This is a genomic window from Bacillus sp. WMMC1349 (assembly GCF_013155385.1).
Taxonomy (GTDB): Bacteria; Bacillota; Bacilli; order Bacillales; family Bacillaceae; genus Bacillus.
Genome location: NZ_JABJUQ010000007.1, coordinates 2,504,296 through 2,527,594 on the forward strand (window position 1 = coordinate 2,504,296; position 23,299 = coordinate 2,527,594).

A 23,299-nucleotide genomic window follows, 5' to 3' on the forward strand; every position below is an offset into this window, starting at 1 on the left:
AGAAAATGGATACCTGTCTATCCTACCAAAAGAAATCGGGTGCTACAATTTCAGAAAAATGATGATTTGATGACAAAATCTAAAAATCAGAGCTTTACTGTTTGCGGTTCCATGTTGTAAACTTCACAACACTTGACAACTTTCAGTGATCTATCAAAAAAATAGAGCACAAACCATGGTCTCGGTCTGTGCTACTAATCTTAACTTATTTGAGTTGATTTAATAACAATTGCTGGCTTTTCCAGCCATTCTCTGCAGTCGGTTTTTTTAGTAAATGTTCTACTTTATGTAGGCTGTTTTTCAAACTTTGATTGTCTCCTGAGGTTTGGACTTTGTCCGTTTCCGCTTTGAGTTCAGCGATATTTCCCGCACTTACTTCAGCTCCAAGAATCGCTTTTGATGATAGTTCTACAGCCTTTTCAAATGCTTGGGACACGTTTGAATCTAGCGAAAATGATAGTTCCTTTCCGCCCCAAGCATCAAAATCGCTCTCTTTTAAGATTTGTTCGAGCTGTAATGTGATTTGTTTTTCGCCAGAAAGGCCCCCAATGACATAATGGCCATCATCTCTTGTCAATGAGATTGCAGCATAACCATTACTGATGATTTGAGAAACTAAGGATTCCGCTCCTTCTTTTGCAGAGAATTTCCCAACTTGAACGACAAAAGTTTTAAAATGGTGGTTTCCTTTAGCAGCTTCACTATTCCCGCTACTGTCACCTGCTTTAACTGGTTTGCTTTCGTCTGTATCAAAGCTACCGGTTGCTGGAACTGCTTCTTTAGTTGTTGAGAGGTTCAACGCAAACACTCCAAGTCCTGTACCAAGTAAAATCGCAAAAACAATTGTTGTTGCAAATCGCTTCATAAAATAGCCGAATAAACCTTTTGATTTTATACTTCCCTTATCATGCATTTTCTTTTTAAAGGGAGTGACTACTTTAGGATCTTCTTGCAAGTCCTCATCAGGTGAAACCCAAGTGAATTCATCTGTTTCAGGTGTTTTGTCTTCTTGTGATGCGGATAGTTCTTGCTCTGCTTTCCGTTTTTCTTCCCAGTTTGAAAAAATCAGTTTTTTCTCTTCATTGCTTTTGGATAACTCTTCTTCTGTTCCGTAAATAATCTCTTCTCTGCCATTGATCATCACCCTAAGCGGTTCATTTTCATTCGATATGACCTTGCTTCTCCGTTTTTTCATAGACTTCCCTCACTTTCTAGTTGTGATGTTTATGAAGACGGCATTCTACCGTTTTTATGCAAGCAACCGAGGGCAAGCCACTAGAAAGGAGGAGATTTCGGGCGGCTTGTCCCTCTTATTGTTCACACTCTATCACAGCTGATTAGAAAAAGAACAAGACTTTTGTCGTCTCAAAAAAAAATGTTTCGTCAATTTTTTCAACCAAAAGCAAACTGATGATAGAAATTGATTAAATGTTCACCATAAAAATAACTAAGTAAAGATCCGATCGAAATGGCCGGCACAAAAGGTAGAGGTTCTCTTCTGTTTAATTGCCCTGCAAACATCGCAATAAGGGCAAATACCGTTCCGATCGTTGCGGAAAGAAAAAAAGCGAGTAACACTAGTCGATAGCCAAGAACAAGACCAAGGACAGTAAACAATTTTATATCTCCGCCGCCAATACCACCTTTTGTGAATAGAGCAGTGATTAGCGGTAGCAAGCAGCCACAAACAGCACCTGTTAAACTGGAATGCCAAGGATCAAGCGGAACAAATATTCGTCCAAAGATGAAAAATGGCAGAAAAAAACAAAGTACAATATTAGGAATCACCATATACATAACATCAGATACAAACACGATCATGAATAACGAAATGAGCAAAAGTGCTATGAATCGTTCCCCCTCTTGATCAAAGCATATATATGCCTGAACAAAAAGCATTGCGGTTCCCAGTTCTATAGCTGGATGAACAAGCGAAATAGCGCTTTTACATCGTTTACATTTTCCTCTGCAAAACAAATATGACAAAATGGGAATACGTTCAAGAAAAGTTAGTTTTTGAAGACAGATAGGGCATGAAAAACAGGAGGGAAACAAAGAGATTTTTTTAGGTATACGACGGCCAGCAATATGAAAGAAAGAACCCAATAATGCACCTGCAATAAATAAATAGATCATAAACATCAGCCTCACCTTATGTTTGCCTTTTATATTAGCAAACTCGAAAAGGTAGCGCTTTTCTTAAAATATAAAAATGCGTTCTCAGCTAAAGCTAAAAACGCATTTTTATTAAACGATCATCGATCTGACTGCAGAAATAAAATAAAGCGAACCAGTGATAAGCACTATTGCATCATCATCCTGTCGTGTTTCCTCAATAAATTGGAAAACGGAATCGATTGCTTCGTTATAGGTTTTATGAGTTATTTGACACTGTTCAAACAGTTTTTGAGCTGATTCAACTCGCGGGAAGTCAAATGAGGTAAAATGAATAGATGAAGCAAACGTCTCAACTCTGCGGATCATGGCTTGATATGGTTTGTCTTTTAAGGCACTAAAACAAACATGGATGTTCCGTCCCTTAAAATGGGCCGCTACTGTCTCAGCGAGTCGATCAACACCTTCCTGATTGTGTGCTCCATCGATATATGTCAGTGGCTTATCCAATATTTTTTCAAATCGGCCTGGCCATATTGCTTTTTTGATGCCAGAACGAAGCATTTCTTGATCAATGACAGCATGTTTTTCAGCTGTGAGCCATTCGGCTGCTAAAATGGCTAAGGAAGCGTTTTGTCGTTGATGAACGCCAATAAGGCTAGTTTCTATGTTTTTATATTGATGTGCCAATGTGTTCAAGGAAAACTGTTCACCGCTAGGTAAAGAGTGTTCCTCATACAGTTGACAAGAATCATGAAGGGACATATAAAAAGCGGCATTTTCCTCGGCTGTATGTTTGATAATCTCAGTTGCCTCAGGTTGATGAACCGCTGTTAGGACAGGAATGCCGTGTTTAATGATTCCTGCTTTTTCCCTGGTGATCTCCTGGATTGTTTCACCTAAAATAGCGGTGTGATCATAGCCGATTGATGTGATGATACTTAAGATGGGTTCTACGACATTTGTAGAATCAAGTCGACCACCAAGCCCGGTTTCTAAAAGAACAAAATCAGTTTTACGGTACTTTGCAAAATATAAAAATGCACAAGTCGTAATAATTTCAAATTCAGTCGCTGCACCAAGTTCAGTTTTTTCAAGTTCAATCACAAAAGGTTTGATTTCATTGAAAAGTGCTGTCCACTCTTCATCAGAAATAGGAATGCCGTCCACACTGATTCGTTCATTGAATGTAATGATGTAAGGTGAAGTAAACGTCCCTACTGTCATACCGGCTTCATTTAAAATCGAACGAATAAAAGCGATTGTTGACCCTTTTCCATTCGTACCAGCTACATGGATGGCCCTCAGTTTTTTTTGCGGATCTCCAAGCGCTTTCAGCAACCACTCCATTCGTTCTAATCCTGGTTTCACACCGAATTTAAGCCTTCCGTTAATCCAGCTGATCGCTTCAACAAACGTTTTAAACAAGCCTGTCCCTTCCCTTCAATAATAAAGGTGTTTTCCAGTATGACTGTGACCGGAAAACACCTCGTGTTTAGTTTTTCAATTCAGTGATTCTTTTTTCTACTGCTTCTCGTTTTGCCGTATAATCAGCTTCTTTCGCCCGCTCTTCTTCAATGACATGTTCAGGTGCTTTTTTCATAAAGCCTTCATTGTTTAATTTTTTCTGAACCCTTTCAACTTCCTTCGTTAGTTTATCAAACTCTTTTTGAAGGCGGTTGATTTCTTCATCGATGTTAATGAGCCCTTCAAGCGGCAAAATCAATTCGGCACCTGAGACAACGGCGGTCATTGCTTTATCAATCATCTTCAGATCGGTTCCAATTTGGAGCAGACTCGGATTTGTAAAGCGCTCAACATATGAACGGTTTTCTTCAAGGCGTTCAGCAATTTCGACTGTATTTGTTTTAATATAGAGCTCAATCTGTTTACTTAGTGGTGTATTCACTTCACTGCGAATATTGCGAACAGACCGAATCACTTCAACAAGAAGTTTCATATCGGCAGCCGCTTGTTTGTCGGTGAATTCTTTCACAACTTTTGGCCATGTTGCAACAGTGATGGACTCCCCTTCATGAGGAAGATGCTGCCAAATTTCTTCTGTCAAGAAAGGCATAAATGGGTGAAGGAGACGCATCGTTTGGTCTAAGACATATGCTAAAACAGAACGGGTTGTCTTTTTGGCGGCTTCATCATCTCCATAAAGCGGAAGTTTGGCCATTTCAATATACCAGTCACAAAATTCATCCCAAATAAAATTGTATAGATGGCGACCAACCTCACCAAACTCATATTTTTCTGCAAGTTGTGTCACCGTTTCGATTGTTTCATTTAATCTTGTTAAAATCCATTTATCAGCAACTGTTTTTTCACCAGTTAAGTCAAGTTGTTCATAAGTCATTCCATCCATATTCATCAAAGCAAACCTGGATGCATTCCAAATCTTATTGGCAAAATTCCATGTTGATTCTACTTTTTCGAAACTAAATCGTAAATCCTGTCCTGGTGAGCTTCCAGTTGCTAGGAAATAGCGCAGGGAGTCAGCTCCATATTGATCGATGACTTCCATTGGATCAACACCATTACCAAGCGATTTGCTCATTTTGCGACCTTGATCATCGCGAATTAACCCGTGAATTAAAACGTCTTTAAACGGTCGTTCCCCAGTAAACTCGATTCCTTGAAAAATCATTCTTGATACCCAGAAGAAAATGATATCATATCCTGTAACAAGAACATTTGTTGGATAATATCGTTTGAAATCTTCCGCTTCCAGATCAGGCCAGCCCATTGTTGAAAATGGCCATAAAGCCGAACTGAACCAAGTGTCAAGAACATCATTGTCCTGTTCCCAGTTTTCTGCATCTACGGGATCTTCTAGCCCGACATAGACTTCTCCAGTTTCTTTATGGTACCATGCTGGAATACGATGTCCCCACCAAAGCTGACGGGAAATGCACCAGTCACGAATATTCTCCATCCAATGAAGATATGTTTTTTCAAAGCGATCAGGTACAAACTGGACTTTTGTTTCTTTTCGTTGTTGTTCGATCGCTTGATCAGCAAGCGGCTGCATTTGTACAAACCATTGTGTTGAAAGGTAAGGTTCAACGACAGCACCGCTCCGCTCACTGTGACCAACAGAATGCATATGCTCTTCAATTTTGAAAAGCACACCCTGCTCTTTCAAGTCTTTGACAATCGCTTTGCGGCATTCAAAACGATCCATTCCTTTATACTGAAGTGCACGATCATTCATTGTTCCATCTTCATTCATCACAAGAATGCGTTCTAAGTTATGGCGGTTTCCAACTTCAAAGTCGTTTGGATCATGAGCCGGTGTAATTTTTACAGCACCTGATCCAAATTCCATATCGACATAATCATCCGCCACAATCGGAATGTCTCTTCCGACAATTGGCAGAATCAATGTTTTTCCGATTAAATGCTTGTATCTTTCATCCTCTGGATGGACAGCAACTGCTGTATCTCCAAGCATTGTTTCCGGACGTGTTGTCGCGATTTCAATTGAACCTGAACCATCTTTTAACGGATAACGCATATGGTAAAAGGCACCTTGAACATCTTTGTAAATGACTTCTATGTCAGACAAGGCTGTTTTCGTTGCAGGATCCCAGTTGATAATATATTCTCCGCGATAAATGAGCCCTTTTTCATAGAGTTTGACGAACACTTCGCGGACAGCTTTTGAGAGACCTTGATCAAGAGTGAATCGTTCTCTTGAATAATCAAGACCAAGACCGAGTTTTGCCCATTGACTGCGAATGAATTGGGCATATTCCTCTTTCCATTTCCATGTTTCTTCAAGAAATTTTTCCCGTCCTAGATCATAACGGGTTTTCCCGTCTTCACGAAGCTTTGCTTCAACCTTGGCTTGTGTAGCAATTCCGGCATGATCCATCCCTGGAAGCCAAAGAACATCATACCCTTGCATTCGTTTCATTCTTGTCACAATATCTTGCAACGTAGTATCCCAAGCATGCCCCAAATGCAGTTTTCCTGTTACATTTGGTGGCGGAATGACAACTGAGTATGGCTCTTTTTCAGGATCGTTAGTAGCTTCAAAAAACTTGCCATTCACCCAATATTCATACCTGTCTTTTTCAATTGCGGCCGGATCATATTTTGTCGGCATTGTCAATTCTTGTTTATCCATTTTCAAACCTCCAGCAAGTAAACGGCTGATCAATAGAAAAGAGTCCTCTTTATCCTATTTAAAGGACGAAGAGAACTCTCTCGCGGTGCCACCTTTTTTCATGAATGCTAAACAGCATCCACACACTTAAATGGGTAACGGGGCTTTCCCGAATTTCTCTACTTTTCGTTCAAGAAATTGCGCTCCTGGGCGACCTTCCGAAACAGATGAACTGAGAAACCTTTCAGCGGACGGATTCCCTCTCTGTATGCGTCTTGTTTTCGTACTCTTCCCATTCACAGCGAATATCTATTGATCTTTTTAGCACGTACTTTTTCTTGTACTTATATTACTAAACTTTTTTAGTTTTCGTCAATCATCTTTTCCGTTTTTCTCTCACTTTATACCGGTTTAGGCCATGCACACGGGGTTAATGTTTTCATATAATACTGTAACAAAACGGAGAGGAGGGGGAAACAGAAGATGCGAAAAAGGTTCACAACACACTCGCTTCAACCTTGGCTAAAACAAGTACGGCTTGTTGCTGTTCAAGTTGTTGTTCCGATTACAATCTTTCATGGCATTCGAACCATTTTCTTTCCGACGACATTTGACGTTCTCCTTCTAGGAATTCTCATTCTCATAGCATGTGCCGTTCATCTTGACTGGTTTGAATAAAAGAAGTCCGCATCAAGGTGATGGGGACTCGGTTTCTTCCTGTAATTTTCGGTTTTGTTCTGTTTCATAAATATTGGTGACAAGCGGCTCCGTATTTTTCATTTTCCAATAAGCTTTTAATAATCTCACACATCCCTCTCTCTCTCTGACACTTTGGTCTGCATGATAATATTTCAGTCTGGTAAACATCGATTCTGGATAAGCGAGATAGCTTAACAATAAACTGATTTCCTCTTCCCGCAGTGGATATGCTTGATGATACGTATAAAACCAATTCACACATTCTCTACACATCACAGGATTCATATTAAACAGTCTTGAATAAAACACGATCAGATCATGATGAGGAGGAGCATAACCCGCTTTCTCAAAATTTGTCAAATGCCCGACTCCAGTATCATTGTAGACAAAATGCCGAACAGACAATCGTCCATGGTTTAAAACAATTCTTGAAGACGTTTGATCTTTGATTATTTCTTGCCAATCTTTAAGACGATCAAGGGCAAAATCACAAGCCGAGATTGTTTCCTGATAATACATGACAGCTTGAAGTTGAAACGGAGACATATACCATTCTTTTTCTGCCGCGGTGACAAACTCCTCATACTTGATTTTTTCCGCTTCCCACTTTCGCCTTGTCTGTTCATAATGTTGAAGGATATCCTCTTTTCTAATTTCCACCTTTTTCTCTGTTTTTTGATGAAGATGAGCAATTTCTTTAAATAAGTATTCATGTTTTTGATCGCGTTCTACTTCTTTTTCCAGAGCGAGCCATGGCATTAAATAGAAAAAACCAGTACTCGCTTCAGTCAAAAAGTCTCCTTCGCGATTCCGGTAAATAGGAACAAACTGTCTATAGCCTTTTTTCTCGAGTTCAATCATTTGTTCTGTAAAACGGCTATTCCTCGAAGTTTCTAATGCTTTTAAGGCAAAAATACCGTGATTCGTATATACTTTCTTCAACTTTTGACTGACATCTTCTATATACTCGGCCGTCAAACCATACCAGCTTAATATAGACTGAATATCCTCCATTTCACTCACCATAAGTTTATGCTTACCTTAGGCATGGCTGCTATTATAATCGGGAATATAAAGGATTTGCCCTTCTTTTAGTTCCTCATCAATCGAAAGGGAATTTAACCGTATGAGCTGTTGAACATTGATGTCATAACGTTCACACAGAAGATCAATTGTATCATTTTGCTGAACGATGCACATCTTCATACGTGAAAACTCCTCCTCTCCCTGTTTTGTAAACAGTTTCGTTAAATAGAGAGCATTGTCATTCTCTTTAGCTGGAGCATCAGATTCCTCTTCATCTCTAGGCTCTTCAGTTTTTTCCTGTTTGTAAAACGAGTATTCGGGAATTTCAATTGCCATCTCCGCTTCTTCCGCTTCTCGTTCTTCTTCACACATTTCCTGTTTGACTTCTATGTCAAAAGACTCTTCATCACCCTTATCTTCTTCATCTTTTAACAGACGAGGCACATCAAAAAACTCAGTTTCCTTTGTTTCCTCATGCTCAGAATAAGAACGGTAAACGGGTTCAAGTTGTTTACTTTCATCCGTTTTCAACTCTTCTTTTTTTAGTTTTTCTTGTGCAGATTGCGGTGGTGCAACATACGGTTTTTCTCCTGAGAAAGATGGAGATTCTTCATTTTCATCCGTTTTCAACTCTTCTTTTTTTAGCCTTTCTTGTGCAGATTGCGATGGTGCAACATACGGTTTTTCTCTTGAGAAAGATGGAGATTCTTCACTTTCATCCGCTTTCAACTCTTCTTTTTTTAGTCTTTCTTGTGCAGATAATGATGGAGTTACGAACGGTTTTTCTCCTGAAAAAGCTTGATAAATGGGAACTGTTTCTTGATCTTCTTTATTAACCTCCTCATCCGTTATTTCATCATGAAGATTGGCAAAATCGCTGGATTCTTCCGACTTCTCTTCCGCATTTGAATCAGACCTGTCAATCGGTTCAAGTTCTTCTTCAACAACTGCGGAAGTCTGGGAATGTTGCGCTTCTTCCGTATCCCCATTCATGTTCAACAGCCCTTCAATCGCCAAATCTGCCTGAATGGTCAGCATTCGCGGATCTGTCAGTTGGTAATCAAAAGCATCGATAAAAACAAAGACATCATTCAAGTGGTTGACTTTATTTTTTGGAATCGTAATATCGACCGGAAAACAATGTGTCAGTTCAGCAATCCCCTCCTCTTTTAACCTGACCTCTTCCACAACTCGGCTTGTAGCAGGCAGTTCAGCATACTCCCTGGTTTGATCTATGTTGTATTCGCCTGTCAGCTCTAATGACCCGCGGATAGATACATAATCATTCACTTCCTGAACAGAAATGTCAGGATCCAACGAAATAGATAACAATTCTAATACTTCCTGTCCTTTTTGAAAACAAATGGACTCTTCTACAGAAAATTGCAATCGATTGTTTTGCGACAAATTAATATCCTCCCTTCACCTAATTTTTAAAATTAGATGTCAGTAAAGATGTATGAAAAAAAGCGGGAGAATATGAACAGAAAAATTTCTATACAAAAAGCCGCCGGTACCCCGGCAGCTCTTATTGAGTTACTCTGAACGACTAATTTTAGAAAATACTCGTTCAACAGCTGTAATTGTATGTTCAATATCTTCATCTGTATGAGCGGTTGATAAAAACAGCCCTTCATACTGGGACGGCGGAAGAAATACACCTTCATCAGCCATTCCTTTATAATAGTTGGCAAACAAGTTCAGATCTGATTGTTTGGCCGTATCATAATTGATAACAGGTTCATTTGTAAAAAAGAAACCGAGCATTGAACCGGCGCGATTGAACGTATAAGGAATTCTATTTTTCCGAGCCGCTTCAGAAATACCTGTTTCTAATCGGTCTGCTTTTCGAGAAAATTCGCGGTAAGTATCTGGTGTCAGCTGTTTCAATGTTTCAAGTCCTGCCGTCATTGCAAGTGGATTACCTGATAGTGTGCCCGCCTGATAAATCGAGCCGCTCGGTGCAACCTTTGCCATGATTTCGGCTTTTCCTCCGTAAGCACCTACAGGGAGTCCGCCTCCGATCACTTTGCCAAGGCATGTCAAATCAGGTGTCACACCAAAATAGCTTTGAGCACAACGATAATCTACCCGAAAACCAGTCATGACCTCATCAAAAATCAAAAGCGACCCATATGACTCCGTAAGCTCGCGAAGCCCTTCCAGGAAGCCTTTAACAGGCGGAACAACTCCCATATTCCCAGCGACCGGTTCAACAATAATACCAGCAATATCCTCTCCAAATTCTTCAAAGACAAGTTTTATACTTTCCAGATCATTGTATGGAACGGTAATTGTATTTTTAGCAACACTCTCAGGAACCCCAGGGCTATCAGGCAAGCCAAGCGTTGCGACTCCAGAACCTGCTTTGATCAGCAGTGAGTCCCCATGTCCATGATAACAGCCTTCAAACTTAACAATTTTATTACGGCCCGTATAGCCTCTAGCAAGCCTTAATGCACTCATCGTTGCTTCTGTACCAGAACTGACCATTCGGACGATTTCAATAGATGGTACCCTTTCAATGACGAGCTCAGCCAGCTTGGTTTCAATCTCTGTCGGTGTACCGAAACTTGTTCCAAATTGAGCAGTTTTCTGAACAGCGCTTATCACGTTTTCATTGCAATGTCCCAAAATCAGCGGTCCCCATGATAAGACATAATCAATGTATTCATTTCCATCAATATCATAAATTTTAGACCCTATGCCCCGTTCCATAAAAATCGGGTCCATATTGACTGATTTAAACGCGCGAACCGGACTGTTCACTCCACCCGGCATCACCTGTTTTGCTTTTGCAAAAGCCGCTTTAGATTTTTCATAGCTTCGCAACTCAAAAACCTCCAATCATTTCCCTTATTCCGCCATCCATTTTGCCGCATCTTTTGCAAAGTATGTAATGATTAAATCACATCCTGCTCGTTTCATACTTGTCAGCATTTCGATGACAAGTGCTTTTTCATCGATCCAGCCGTTTTGAGCAGCTGCTTTAACCATGGAATATTCTCCGCTTACATTGTAACCGACAACAGGCAGCAGACAGTCATTTTTCACTTCGCGAACGATGTCAAGGTAGGACAGTGTCGGTTTGACAATGAGAAAATCCGCACCTTCTTCAATATCTGATTTTGCTTCTCTTTTGGCTTCCAATCGATTTGCATAATCCATTTGGTATGTCTTTCGATCTCCAAACTGCGGACTGCTTCCAGCAGCATCCCTAAACGGACCATAAAATGCACTCGCATATTTAACTGCGTATGACATGATAGGAATATTTGTAAATCCTTCTTGATCTAGAGCTTCTCTTATAGCAGCGACAAACCCGTCCATCATGTTGGATGGAGCAATGATATCTGCACCTGCACGAACTTGACTGACAGCCGTTTTTGCTAAAAGCTCGAGTGACTCGTCATTTAGAATGTCGCCGTTTTCTACAATACCGCAGTGACCGTGGTCTGTATATTCACAAAGACATGTGTCAGCGATCACAATCAGGTCAGGAAAATCTTTTTTTATTTTTGAAATCGCTTTTTGTACAATTCCATGATCATGGTATGCCTCACTGCCGACATGGTCCTTATGTTCGGGAATCCCGAAAACAATAACCGCTTCAATACCTAGACGGATAACCTCCTCGATTTCTTTTTTAAGCATGTCTAACGAAAGCTGGTACACACCTGGCATAGAAGGAACTTCACTTTTTATTTGGTCTCCCTCCGTGACAAAAACCGGATAAATAAAATCGGATACACTCAATTCAGTTTCTCTTACCATTCGCCGCATACTTGCTGAAGAGCGCAACCGACGATGTCTGTGAAAAGTTGTTTCCATTTGTCATTCTCCTTTTTTTGAAATGCTGCACATTTTATCAAGCATTCCATCGATTGTATAAACACTTGGCATAAATGAAGGAATTCCATATTGATCCAGTGCCTGTTTAGTCAAAGGTCCGATGCTGATAAAAGCTGTTTGATGTTTCAGCCATTTTTTGCTGTCTTCTCTCATGATGTCCATGAATGTATGTACAGTTGAAGAACTTGTAAACGTCACAAAATCAAATGATTCAGATTTGGCCGTTTCTTTCAATTTTAGAATCCCATCACTGTCTGGAACAGTCTGATATAAAATTGATTCTGAAATATCAATACCAAGAGGAGCAAGGGTATCTTTAATGACATTTCGTCCTAAATTCCCCTTAATCACCATCACTTTATCATTCTGGCCAACCTTTTCTTTTAATGCCTCTGCCAATTGTTCAGCTACATAGAGATCTGGCACAAGATCAACTGCTATATGTCTGTCTCGTATATAGCGAGCAGTTTTTTCACCGACAGCAGCAACCTTTGTTCTATGTTGAGCTGAAAAGCTAATCCCATACCTCTCCAAATAAGAAAAAAAGAATTTTGCACCGTTGACACTCGTAAAAACAAGCCAATCCGTCTGTTCAAGATCCGCTTGGAAGAAACTTGCTTTTCTCGAAGACATGGCGGGGCGAAACGAAATTAAAGAGGTTAATATCGCTCTCCCCCCCAATGCTTCTATCTTTTTTCCAAAAGACCTGGCTTGTGCTTTATGGCGGGTAACCAGCACCTTCTTCCCTTGTAAAGGCAGATGATCATTCATTGCTGTTTAGCTCCTGCTTGACACGATCGATTAAAGTTTTCGCTCCTTTTTTCGACATGCTTTCCGCGCATTCAATCCCGACAGCCGCTGGATCTAAACCTCTCACTTTTTCTCTGTATACCGTTTTCCCGTCAGGTGAAGCGACAAGACCTGTTAATTCAATCAGACTTTCTTGGCTCATCGTCGCAAACCCTGCAATCGGAACTTGACAGCCACCTTCCATCTTTTGAAGAAAAGCACGTTCTGCCATAACCGTTTTTTCGGTATAATGATCATTCAACATTGATAGTAAAGACAACAGTTCTTTGTCTGCAGATCGGCATTCTATCGCCAATGCCCCCTGTCCAACGGCAGGCAGACAATGCCCAGGATGCAAATATTCTGTCACTACATCATCGTTCCAACCCATTCTCTTCAAACCTGCGGCAGCTAAAATGATCGCATCATAGTTTTCAGTTTCAAGCTTTTTCAGCCTTGTGTCGATATTTCCCCTAATCCATTTTATCTCAAGATCAGGACGAATTTGTAAAAGTTGTGCGCTTCTGCGAAGACTGCTTGTGCCAACAATTGCTCCTTGTCGAAGTTCTGCAAGAGTTTGTTGCTTCTTAGAGATCAACACATCACGAACATCTTCCCGTTTTGGAACACATCCAATCATCAGACCTTCTGGGAGAACTGAAGGCATGTCTTTCATACTGTGAACAGCTATATCAATTTCTTCTGAGAGCATAGCCTGCTCAATCTCTTTGACGAAAAGCCCTTTCCCGCCAACCTTTGATAATGTGACATCAACAATCCGATCACCTTTTGTCACAATTTCCCTAATTTCAAATGTTAGAGCTGGATTTAATTCCTTCAGCTTTTTGATGACCCATTTTGTCTGAGTCATCGCCAGTTTACTTTTTCGTGAGCCTACTTTGATCTTTCTCATCCGTTAAATTCCCCCCTTCTTCCGCTCGAAAAACCATTTAACTAAACCAATGAAATCGTGAAAAACTCCCGAGCAAAAAGAAATTGATTAAGAGGACCAGAAAAGATGCGGTATTCAATAAAGCCGCAATCCTCCCTTTTTGTTCTCTGACAATTCTTATAAATAAATAATATCCATATAAACAGAGGAGCACAATTGAACCCAACACTTTCGGGTCTGTCCAGTACAACGTTTCAAGTGAAGCATATGACCAAATAATCCCCAATATTAAGCTCAAGAGCAACATTGGTACACCGATAATATTATGGATATAGGCCAAGTAATCAAGCTTTGATAGATCTTCAATTCGCAAAAGCCATTTACCCCATTTTTTCTTCTTCAATAAATGGTACTGAAAAAGATAGAGCACAGAAAAAACAAATGACAAAGAAAAGGCTCCATAGGAAAGAATCGCCATTGTAATGTGAATAATTAAAAGCTCTGATACCAGCTTCCCTGACAGTTCTGCAGACTGTTGAAATGTCTGGGTAAACGTATGGATCGCCACAATAGAAAATCCGATTACATTTGTAAAGAAAATCAAAAAATCGACTTTTAATAACTTTGTTAAAACAAGTGATAATGTCACAAGCACCCAAGCATAAAAATAGAGACCTTGCACATTATTCAAAACAGGAAACGCTTCTGTATACCACATAAAATAAACTAAATATGCCGTCTGTAAAATCCAAACAATAGAAAGCAACCAGAAGGCCATTTTGCCTGCCTTCCGGTTGTTCTGAAGAAAGTCTATAAAATAAAAGAGAACGCTTGCCGCATATAACAAAATCATACCTTCATTAAGCCGTGCTAACAATGTGTCTGTCATAGCTGTCACTCGCTCGCGATAGAAGTCAAACTTTGCTGCTTGTTAAGCATTTGAACTGGCTGGTATTCTTCGTCTGCTTCTTCAAGATCAAGATTGAAAATTTGCATGAACAAGCTGAGTTTCTCCTCTGCATCCTCTTCTGAAGCCAATTCTTTCACTTTTAAAATCGGATCGCGCAAAAGCTGGTTAATAATGCTTTTTGTATGCTTATTTAATAGCTTTTTTTCTCTTACACTTAAATGAGGTAGCTTCCGTTCAATACTTCGCATTGTTTCAGACTGAATGGACAAAGCTTTTTCACGCAATGCGGATATGACTGGAACAACTCCAAGCGTGTTTAACCATTCCTTAAAAGCGACAATTTCTGATTCAATGATTAGTTCTACCTCTTCAGCAACAGCCTGACGCTCTTTTAAGTTCTCTTCCACAATACCTTCAAGGTCATCGATGTCATACAAAAACACACCTTCTACATCATTAAGAGCCGGATCAAGGTTACGTGGTACAGCAATATCGACCATAAATAGAGGAGAGCCTTTACGGAGTTTATTGACGTGTTCGATCATATCTCTCGTCACAATATAGCCGTTGGCGCCAGTCGAGCTAATAAGAATATCAGCCTCCATTAAGGCACACTGTAATTCATTTAAACTTTTCGCCTCACCTGAAAACCGGTTGGCAAGTTCTTTTGCCTTTGAAAATGTCCGATTGATAACCGTAACCTGTCCGATTCCTTGACCATGAAGATTTTGGACAGCAAGCTCACCCATTTTCCCAGCCCCAAGAATCAGGACATGCTTGCTGGAAAGATCACCAAAGATCTTTTTGGCAAGTTCAACGGCAGCATAACTGACAGAAACTGCATTGGAAGCAATATCTGTTTCAGCGTGACAACGCTTTGCCACGGTAACCGCTTGTTTAAATAAATAATTGAAAACGGTGCCAATTGTCTTCTCTTCTTGAGCAAGCTGAAAACTTGTACGAACTTGACCCAAGATTTGGGTTTCACCAATAATCATTGAATCCAAACCGCATGATACACGAAAAAGATGTTCAACAGCTTGATCATTTTCATAAAATTTTAAATAAGGTGAAACATCTTCTTTTTTCATGCCGAACCAGTTCGCCAAAAACATTTTCATATAATAGCGTCCGGTGTGAAGCTGATCTACAACTGCATACAGCTCAGTTCGATTACATGTCGACACAATAATATTCTCAAGTACGCTTTTTTCTTTTTTTAATTGTGACATGGCTTGCCCCAGATCACATGCCTGAAAAGTCAATTTTTCACGTATGTCAACAGGGGTTGATTTATAATCCAATCCCACGACAAGTATATGCATAATGTCTGCCTACACCCCCAACACCCATCCAAATTAAAATAATTATAAGATAGAATTGATTTTCAAAACGATTATAACATATATTCACTTTTTTCTCTTCACATTTTGTAAAGAGATTTAAAAAAAGTCATGTGGTATAGTAGAAATTAGTTTTTATGTTCAAACAACATCAAGAAGGTGATCCTTTGAAAAAAAGTTCTATTTTACTTCCATGCTTGTTACTAGCCATATCGATTTACGCATTTTTACGATCTGAACAAGCCAGCCTGTTTACAGGGCAAAAAGAGTGGTTTGTCCTTGTCGCCTTAATCGGACTGGCTTTTTTATATCAAGGAAAAAAAGAAGCGGATTCCACACATTTTTATGCTGGTTCACTTATGAGTGCAATTGGGGTTTATTTCATCTTGAAAAAGCAATTATTTATACATATTGATGATTTTACGGCGATTGTGCTGATTTTTGGGGTTACTCTTTTATTCAAGTCTTTTCGTGAAAAGCAATATCAATTGGAAAGCCTTTTGCTTATAGCGATTGCTTTATATCTTTATTTCTACCGGCAGATTACCGGCTGGCTTCAAACAATGAAACCAGAGACCGTCTATATTGGAACTTATTGGCCTTTTGTGTTAGCCGCTGTCAGTTTGTTCTTATTATTGATAAAAAGAAAATAATGACTTGGGAGCTGTCTAAAAAGTCCTTTTTCAACATAAATCAGGGGGAATTGTGAGACTCCTGCGGAAACAGTGAGCCAGGCGAGACCCAAGAGGAGCAAGGAATGAGCTCCGAGGAGGCTTGCGGATCGCCCGCGGAAAGCGAGCAAAATCGCCAATTTTTATTCATCCACACGACTTTCAGGACAGCCCCTTTGTTAAACAAGAAAAGGGCGTCCAATAGTCAAAAATCGACTTTCAGGACAGCCCTTTCTTAACGGTTGATCGCTTGTTCAATCGCAAACCAAGCCTCTGGTTTTCCTTTTTTTGTCTCTGACGAAAACAGAATGAGTTCATCTCCCTGTTCAATCCTTAAGGTTTGCCTAACGACCTTGGCATGTTTGTCCCATTTTCCTTTTGGTATTTTATCGGCTTTTGTTGCGATCACGATTACCGGAATATCATAATGTTTTAAAAAGTGATACATCATGACATCATCTTGTGATGGGGCATGCCTGAGATCGACGATTTGTACGACTGCTTTTAATTCTTCACGCAGTGTCAAATACGTCTCAATCATCCGCCCCCATGCCTCACGTTCCGTTTTTGACACTTTTGCAAACCCATAACCTGGAACATCAACAAAATGGAGTATATCATTGATCGAGTAAAAATTTAAGGTTTGTGTTTTGCCTGGTTTCGAAGATGTTCTTGCTAAATTTTTGCGGTTAATCATTGTATTAATAAAGGATGATTTACCGACATTCGATCTCCCGGCCAGTGCGATTTCCGGCAATCCCCCTCCAGGGTACTGTTCTGGTTTAACCGCACTGATGATAATTTCTGATTTTGTTACTTTCATTTCTCTTCTCCCACTAGTGAATGCTTGAGAACTTCGTCCAAATGAGCTACAGGGATAAATGTCAGTCCTTCCCGTACACTTTCTGGAATGTCTTCAAGATCTTTTTCATTATCTTTTGGCATAATAATTGTTTTTAATCCAGCACGATGTGCACCTAAAGCTTTTTCTTTTAATCCGCCGATCGGAAGTACTCTACCTCTTAGTGTTATTTCACCCGTCATTCCGACACTACGGGAAACGGGACGATCTGTCAATGCTGATACAAGAGCAGTTGCCATCGTAATTCCAGCAGATGGACCATCTTTTGGAACAGCTCCTTCTGGAACATGGATATGAATATCATAGATTTCATGAAAATCGGGGCTGATCTTTAGTTCCTCTGCTTTTGAACGAACATAGCTGAAAGCTGCTTGAGCTGATTCTCTCATCACATCCCCAAGCTTTCCTGTTAAAATCAACTTACCTTTCCCAGGAGATAATGATACTTCAATTGAAAGCGTATCTCCGCCTACTGTCGTGTAAGCAAGTCCTGTCACAACACCGATCTGATCATCAAGTTCAGCCTGTCCATAGCGGAACATTCGTTTCCCTAGATATTCATCAAGATTTTTTTCGGTTACTGTCATTCGTTTTCTTTCACCTGAGACAATTAATTTGGCTGCTTTTCGACATACTGCCGCAATTTGACGTTCAAGACTTCGAACACCGGCTTCCCTTGTATAGTAACGGATAACATCAAGAACAGCCTGATCCTTCATCTGCAAATTTGTTTTTTTCAATCCATGTTCTTTAATTTGTTTAGGTAAAAGGTGATCTTTAACAATTTCCACCTTTTCTACTTCCGTATAGCCCGCAATCGTAATGATCTCCATTCGATCTCTTAGCGGTCCGGGGATTGTTCCTAAATTGTTAGCTGTTGCAATAAAAAGAACCTTTGATAAGTCAAATGTTTCTTCAATGTAATGATCACTAAAGTTGTGATTTTGCTCAGGATCAAGAACTTCAAGCATTGCTGAAGCAGGATCTCCTCTAAAATCTGAAGCCATTTTATCAATCTCATCTAAAAGAAAAACAGGATTAATCTTTCCGGCTTTTTTCATTCCTTGAATAATCCGGCCCGGCATTGCACCTACATAAGTACGGCGATGACCGCGAATTTCAGATTCATCTCTTACACCGCCAAGTGATATACGTACAAATTTTCGCCCGAGTGATTTCGCAATCGATTTGGCGAGTGAGGTTTTCCCCACTCCGGGCGGCCCAGCCAAACATAAAATCGGTCCTTTTAAAGACTTAGTTAATTTTTGGACAGCTAAATATTCCAAAACCCGATCCTTTACTTTTTCAAGACCGTGATGTTCTTCATCGAGAATTTTACCGGCAAGCTTTAAATCTAGACTGTCTTCTGTTGCATCGGTCCACGGGAGAGAAAGAAGCCAATCGATATAGTTGCGAATCACTGAACTTTCAGCGGAGCTGGACGGGATTTTTTCATATCTATTCAGTTCTTTAAATGCCGTTTCTTTCACATGATCAGGCATTCCAGCCGCTTCAATTTTATCTGTCAGCTTTTGGACCTCTCCAGTTTTACCTTCTTTATCTCCAAGTTCTTTTTGGATCGCTTTCATCTGCTCACGAAGGTAGTATTCTTTTTGTGTTCTTTCCATTGACCGCTTGACGCGTTGGCCGATTTTTTTCTCAATCTCAAGTACTTCTTTTTCGTTGTGAATAAGATCGATTACTTTGTTTAGCCTTGCTTTAACATCAATTGTCTCAAGTATTTCCTGCTTGTCTTTTAATTTAAGAGGAAGGTGAGAAGCAACGATATCCGCCATTCTTCCCGGTTCTTCAATATCTGCTACAGTGGCAAACATTTCAGCCGAGACCTTTTTAGAAATCTTTATGTATTGATCGAAGTGATCAAGCAGTGTACGCATAAGTGCCTCATCTTCTACGTCTTTTTCAGTGTCTTCATTTATTCGTTCGATCAGAACAGATGTATATTCATCTAGATCGTGATATTCGAGAATACGGGCGCGTTGAATACCCTCAACTAAAACGCGAATTGTACCGTTGGGTAATTTTAACATCTGCTTAATTTTCGTATAGGTCCCAAATACAAAAATTTCTTCTTCAGTTGGCTCGTCTATCGATATGTCACGTTGCGTTGCTAAAAAGATCATATGATCGTTCATCATCGATTGTTCAAGCGCCTGCACCGACTTTTCACGTCCTACATCAAGATGCAACACCATGGTCGGATAGACGAGTAAACCTCTTAAAGGGAGGAGCGGGATGTTTCGTTTCATTTCATCTGCCATTTAACTGACACCTCCGTGACTTTAGTATGAATCATTATAATACAATTTTTTTATCTCTGCACAAAATAAAATAAGTCTACTGTAGTATACCCTTTCTTTCACTTCTGAAAAAGGAAAAGATGTCCTATCAGAAAACTTCTTTTCAAGAAGCCAAGCTATTTGCTCAAAAAATCCCCATCCGGCAAATGATGAGGATTATACAGATTCTTTTTTAATGCCATCACTGTCTGGTTTTTCTGAAGGGGGATTTACTAGAGATAAGTCTAACACTTCTTCCAACGTTTTAACCGGAATGATGTGAATCCCTTTCATTTGTTTTAAGATCGATTGAACATTTTCATTTGGAATGATGACCGTTTTAGCACCTGCCAGTTTGGCTGCTTTAATTTTCGGGATCACACCACCGATCGGTTTCACTTGTCCGTGCAGGCTGATCTCTCCTGTCATTGCAACTGTGTGGTCGATAGGAATTTTATGGATCGCTGAAAAAATACCGACTGCCATTGCAATTCCTGCTGATGGACCATCAACAGGTATCCCGCCTGGAAAGTTGATATGAATATCATAATCAGATGCTTTAACACCCATTGTTCTTAAAACAGTCATAACATTTTCAAGTGAACCCTTTGCCATGCTTTTTCGACGAATCGATTTTGTCTGGTTGCCAATATTCTCTTCCTCTGCAATCCCGGTAATATTGATCGACCCTTTATCAAGCGCCTGATTAACAGTCACTTCAATTTCAAGCAAAGCACCGCTGTTTGGACCATGAACAGCCAGACCATTAACAATACCGATCTGTGGTTTTCTTCCGATTTTTTGTTCGTACTTCGGGGTGAGTTGACTGGAATGGATAACCCATTCAATATCCTCAATAGTTACTTGTTCACGTTCTTCAGTCAGAGCCATTCCGGCAGCGATTTGCATCATATTAACGACTTCGCGTCCATTTCTTGCGTAATTTGTCAGAAGGTTGAGACCTTCATCTGTAACAAGTTTATTTATTTTTTCTGCTGCTTTTTTCGCAACTATTTTCAATTCAGGTTTTTCAAGATCCCTGAAAAACACTTCAAGACATCTGGAGCGAATTGCAGGCGGAATTTCTTCAGGCATTCTTGTTGTTGCACCAATTAATCTAAAATCCGCTGGTAATCCATTCTGGAAAATATCATGAATGTGTTTTGGAATTTGGGTGTTTTCCTCACTATAATAAGCGCTTTCTAAAAATACTTTTCGGTCTTCAAGAACCTTTAGCATTTTATTCATTTGAATCGGATGAAGTTCACCGATTTCATCGATAAATAACACACCCCCATGCGCATGTGTGACAGCACCCTGTTTTGGCTGAGGAATACCTGCCTGACCCATTGCTCCAGCTCCTTGATAAATCGGATCATGAACTGACCCAATCAACGGATCAGCGATACCCCTTTCATCAAAACGCGCTGTTGTCGCATCAAGTTCCACAAATACAGAGCCTTCTTGAAACGGTGAACACCGATTTTTTTTCGCTTCTTCCAAAACAAGCCGCGCAGCTGCAGTTTTTCCCACTCCAGGGGGACCATATACGATGACATGCTGGGGATTAGGGCCGCAAAGAGCGGCTTTTAGTGCTTTGATTCCATCTTCTTGTCCGACAATGTCTTGAAAATTTGTCGGTCTTACTTTTTCTGATAAAGGTTCTGATAAATGAATGGCTCTCATCTTTCTGAGCTGTTCCATCTCTTTTCTGGACTCTCTATCTATCGAGACCTTTTGTGTTCGTTGGTTTTTAAGCAAATTCCAAAAATATAAACCGATGATAATGCCAAAAAATAATTGTACAAAAAGTGCAATACTAGTCCAACTCAAACTCTGGTCCCTCCCTGAAATGGTTTCGTTCATAATCGTCTGTCAAATAGTATTTCCTGATCAAGAAGGGAATAAACGTTTAGCCGAGATAATTTTGTTATAATTTACAGTTCTGTTTTTCACTTTGACATTATACGGGAACGGACTAACTATAACCTTTATTCGGTTAGATGATGTTTCATTCAGCCATTACTATTTGCTAAGAAACACGTTGAAATATACAAAAAGTTGAAGTAAGACGTGTTCGGCCATATTGTATTGTGATACGACATTAGCCTGGCTCTTTTTGAAACAATAAAAAAGCAAGCGGAGAAACACGACTTATGTTTCTTCACTTGCTTTCATTTTTATTGGACAGTCCTAAGACTTAAGCAGATGTTTTTTTATTTTTTTTTACGACAGTACCATCTTTTAATACAAGACGGGGTGGTTCACCTTCAGTAACCGTTTCACCCGTGATGACACATTTTTCAATATCGTCGCGTGACGGTAGATCAAACATGACATCAAGCATGATTCCTTCAATAATAGAACGAAGTCCACGCGCTCCTGTTTTGCGTTCAATTGCTTTTTTAGCAATTTCTGTAAGTGCATCATCTTCAAACACAAGTTCCACATTATCCAATTCAAGCATTTTCGAATACTGTTTCACAAGGGCATTTTTCGGTTTTGTCAAAATGTCAACCAATGCTTCTTCATCAAGTGGCTCAAGACTAGCGATAATCGGAAGTCTGCCAATGAATTCCGGAATCAGTCCGAAACGAAGTAAATCTTCAGGAAGGACTTTGGAAAGAAGTGTTTCTTTTTCCAGTGCTTCATGTTTGTTATCAGAGCCGAAGCCAATCACTTTCTGACCGAGACGACGTTTAATGATTTGCTCAATCCCGTCAAAAGCTCCACCACAAATAAAGAGAATGTTGGTTGTGTCGATTTGGATAAATTCTTGATGCGGGTGCTTTCTTCCACCTTGAGGAGGAACGCTAGCAACTGTGCCTTCAAGAATTTTAAGCAGTGCCTGTTGGACACCTTCTCCTGAGACATCACGAGTAATTGATGGGTTCTCTGATTTTCTTGCGACTTTATCAATTTCATCGATGTATATAATTCCTTTTTCGGCTTTTTCCACATCATAGTCTGCTGCTTGAATAAGCTTAAGCAAAATATTTTCCACATCTTCACCGACATAGCCTGCCTCTGTAAGAGAAGTAGCATCAGCAATCGCAAACGGTACATTTAAGATGCGAGCTAACGTTTGCGCAAGAAGTGTTTTACCACTCCCTGTCGGACCGATCATCGAAATATTACTTTTTGACAGTTCGACATCATCGACCTTACTGTTGGAATTAATCCGTTTATAATGGTTGTAGACAGCTACAGCCAGAGATTTTTTCGCCTGATCTTGACCGATTACATATTCATCAAGAATTTCACGAATTTCCTTTGGTTTAGGGACATCTTTAAATTCTACTTCCTCTTCTGAACCCAGTTCTTCCTCAACGATTTCTGTGCAAAGTTCAATGCACTCATCACATATATATACACCAGGTCCGGCGACAAGCTTACGTACCTGTTCCTGTGTTTTTCCACAAAACGAGCATTTTAATTGTCCTTTTTCCTCGTTGAATTTAAACATTCTTTCACCCCTTATATCCTTGTCATTGGTGTTTCTCAGTCAGAGAAACATCTCTTGTAAAGCTTCGTTCGATTATGTATCTGCATTTTACCATACTTTTTGTGATTCTGGACCGCTTCCGCTCATATTCAATATGTATGTTGATCAGCTCGACATTATCTATCTTTCCCAAAGAAAAGGCGATAAGTCAAAATTGTATAAAACAAGGCACGAAACATTCGCGCCCTTGTTTTATTATGATTATTTCACGAAACAGA

18 protein-coding genes and 1 other annotated feature are annotated in these 23,299 nt (G+C 39.9%); of the genes, 2 read left to right on the forward strand and 16 right to left on the reverse strand.

Features of this window, described 5'->3' with window-relative positions; genetic code table 11:
• Positions 1-205 precede the first annotated feature (205 nt).
• The 4 genes from HOO54_RS15190 to HOO54_RS15205 all read right to left on the reverse strand — a co-directional run bounded on the left by HOO54_RS15190 (position 206) and on the right by HOO54_RS15205 (position 6,253).
• Entirely contained in the window at positions 206-1,195 is a 990-nt protein-coding gene (locus HOO54_RS15190; RefSeq protein ID WP_172296715.1) for an SPOR domain-containing protein, read from the reverse strand.
• Between the two features lie 197 nt (positions 1,196-1,392).
• Entirely contained in the window at positions 1,393-2,136 is a 744-nt protein-coding gene (locus HOO54_RS15195; RefSeq protein WP_253907689.1) for a prepilin peptidase, read from the reverse strand.
• Positions 2,137-2,247: 111 nt separating this feature from the next.
• Positions 2,248-3,543 (reverse strand): bifunctional folylpolyglutamate synthase/dihydrofolate synthase, encoded by a 1,296-nt coding sequence (locus HOO54_RS15200; RefSeq protein ID WP_172296719.1) that lies wholly within the window; start codon positions 3,541-3,543, stop codon positions 2,248-2,250.
• 67 nt (positions 3,544-3,610) lie between these two features.
• Positions 3,611-6,253: a valine--tRNA ligase gene (locus tag HOO54_RS15205; protein WP_172296721.1), complete on the reverse strand. Its 2,643-nt coding sequence runs from the start codon at positions 6,251-6,253 to the stop codon at positions 3,611-3,613.
• Between the two features lie 58 nt (positions 6,254-6,311).
• Positions 6,312-6,541: a binding site (T-box leader), on the reverse strand.
• A 174-nt stretch (positions 6,542-6,715) separates the two neighbouring features.
• On the opposite strand from HOO54_RS15205, the gene HOO54_RS15210 reads away from it, so the two are divergent.
• Positions 6,716-6,910 (forward strand): hypothetical protein, encoded by a 195-nt coding sequence (locus HOO54_RS15210; protein WP_172296723.1) that lies wholly within the window; start codon positions 6,716-6,718, stop codon positions 6,908-6,910.
• Between the two features lie 12 nt (positions 6,911-6,922).
• On the opposite strand, the gene ysxE is transcribed toward HOO54_RS15210, so the two are convergent.
• The 8 genes from ysxE to hemA form a co-directional block, all read right to left on the reverse strand.
• The gene (gene ysxE, locus HOO54_RS15215; RefSeq protein WP_172299611.1) at positions 6,923-7,945 is read right to left on the reverse strand and encodes a spore coat protein YsxE; all 1,023 of its coding nucleotides are present in this window, start codon (positions 7,943-7,945) and stop codon (positions 6,923-6,925) included.
• 27 nt (positions 7,946-7,972) lie between these two features.
• A complete protein-coding gene (locus HOO54_RS15220; protein ID WP_172296725.1) occupies positions 7,973-9,364 on the reverse strand; it encodes a LysM peptidoglycan-binding domain-containing protein in 1,392 nt (463 codons plus the stop codon).
• Between the two features lie 129 nt (positions 9,365-9,493).
• The gene (hemL, locus tag HOO54_RS15225; protein WP_172296727.1) at positions 9,494-10,789 is read right to left on the reverse strand and encodes a glutamate-1-semialdehyde 2,1-aminomutase; all 1,296 of its coding nucleotides are present in this window, start codon (positions 10,787-10,789) and stop codon (positions 9,494-9,496) included.
• Between the two features lie 24 nt (positions 10,790-10,813).
• Entirely contained in the window at positions 10,814-11,788 is a 975-nt protein-coding gene (hemB, locus tag HOO54_RS15230) for a porphobilinogen synthase (RefSeq protein WP_172296729.1), read from the reverse strand.
• Positions 11,789-11,791: 3 nt separating this feature from the next.
• A complete protein-coding gene (locus HOO54_RS15235; protein ID WP_172296731.1) occupies positions 11,792-12,580 on the reverse strand; it encodes a uroporphyrinogen-III synthase in 789 nt (262 codons plus the stop codon).
• Positions 12,573-13,511 (reverse strand): hydroxymethylbilane synthase, encoded by a 939-nt coding sequence (hemC, locus tag HOO54_RS15240; protein WP_172296733.1) that lies wholly within the window; start codon positions 13,509-13,511, stop codon positions 12,573-12,575. Before hemC ends, HOO54_RS15235 begins: the two co-directional genes overlap by 8 nt.
• A 37-nt stretch (positions 13,512-13,548) precedes the next feature.
• Positions 13,549-14,379, reverse strand: coding sequence for a cytochrome c biogenesis protein (locus HOO54_RS15245; protein ID WP_172296735.1), 831 nt, complete (start codon positions 14,377-14,379; stop codon positions 13,549-13,551).
• Between the two features lie 5 nt (positions 14,380-14,384).
• On the reverse strand, positions 14,385-15,725 hold the full coding sequence (gene hemA, locus HOO54_RS15250) for a glutamyl-tRNA reductase (RefSeq protein WP_172296737.1): 1,341 nt from the start codon (positions 15,723-15,725) through the stop codon (positions 14,385-14,387).
• Between the two features lie 185 nt (positions 15,726-15,910).
• Between hemA and HOO54_RS15255 the strand changes: the two genes are divergently transcribed.
• A complete protein-coding gene (locus HOO54_RS15255; protein WP_172296739.1) occupies positions 15,911-16,396 on the forward strand; it encodes a hypothetical protein in 486 nt (161 codons plus the stop codon).
• A gap of 253 nt (positions 16,397-16,649) precedes the next feature.
• Here the strand turns inward: HOO54_RS15255 and yihA are convergent, their stop codons facing one another.
• The 4 genes from yihA to clpX form a co-directional block, all read right to left on the reverse strand.
• On the reverse strand, positions 16,650-17,237 hold the full coding sequence (gene yihA, locus HOO54_RS15260; protein ID WP_172296741.1) for a ribosome biogenesis GTP-binding protein YihA/YsxC: 588 nt from the start codon (positions 17,235-17,237) through the stop codon (positions 16,650-16,652).
• Positions 17,234-19,558: an endopeptidase La gene (lon, locus tag HOO54_RS15265; RefSeq protein ID WP_172296743.1), complete on the reverse strand. Its 2,325-nt coding sequence runs from the start codon at positions 19,556-19,558 to the stop codon at positions 17,234-17,236. The genes yihA and lon overlap by 4 nt, the downstream gene beginning before the upstream one ends.
• A 195-nt stretch (positions 19,559-19,753) precedes the next feature.
• Positions 19,754-21,409: an ATP-dependent protease LonB gene (gene lonB / locus HOO54_RS15270; RefSeq protein ID WP_172296745.1), complete on the reverse strand. Its 1,656-nt coding sequence runs from the start codon at positions 21,407-21,409 to the stop codon at positions 19,754-19,756.
• Positions 21,410-21,776: 367 nt separating this feature from the next.
• Entirely contained in the window at positions 21,777-23,042 is a 1,266-nt protein-coding gene (clpX, locus tag HOO54_RS15275) for an ATP-dependent protease ATP-binding subunit ClpX (protein WP_172296747.1), read from the reverse strand.
• Positions 23,043-23,299: the final 257 nt, after the last annotated feature.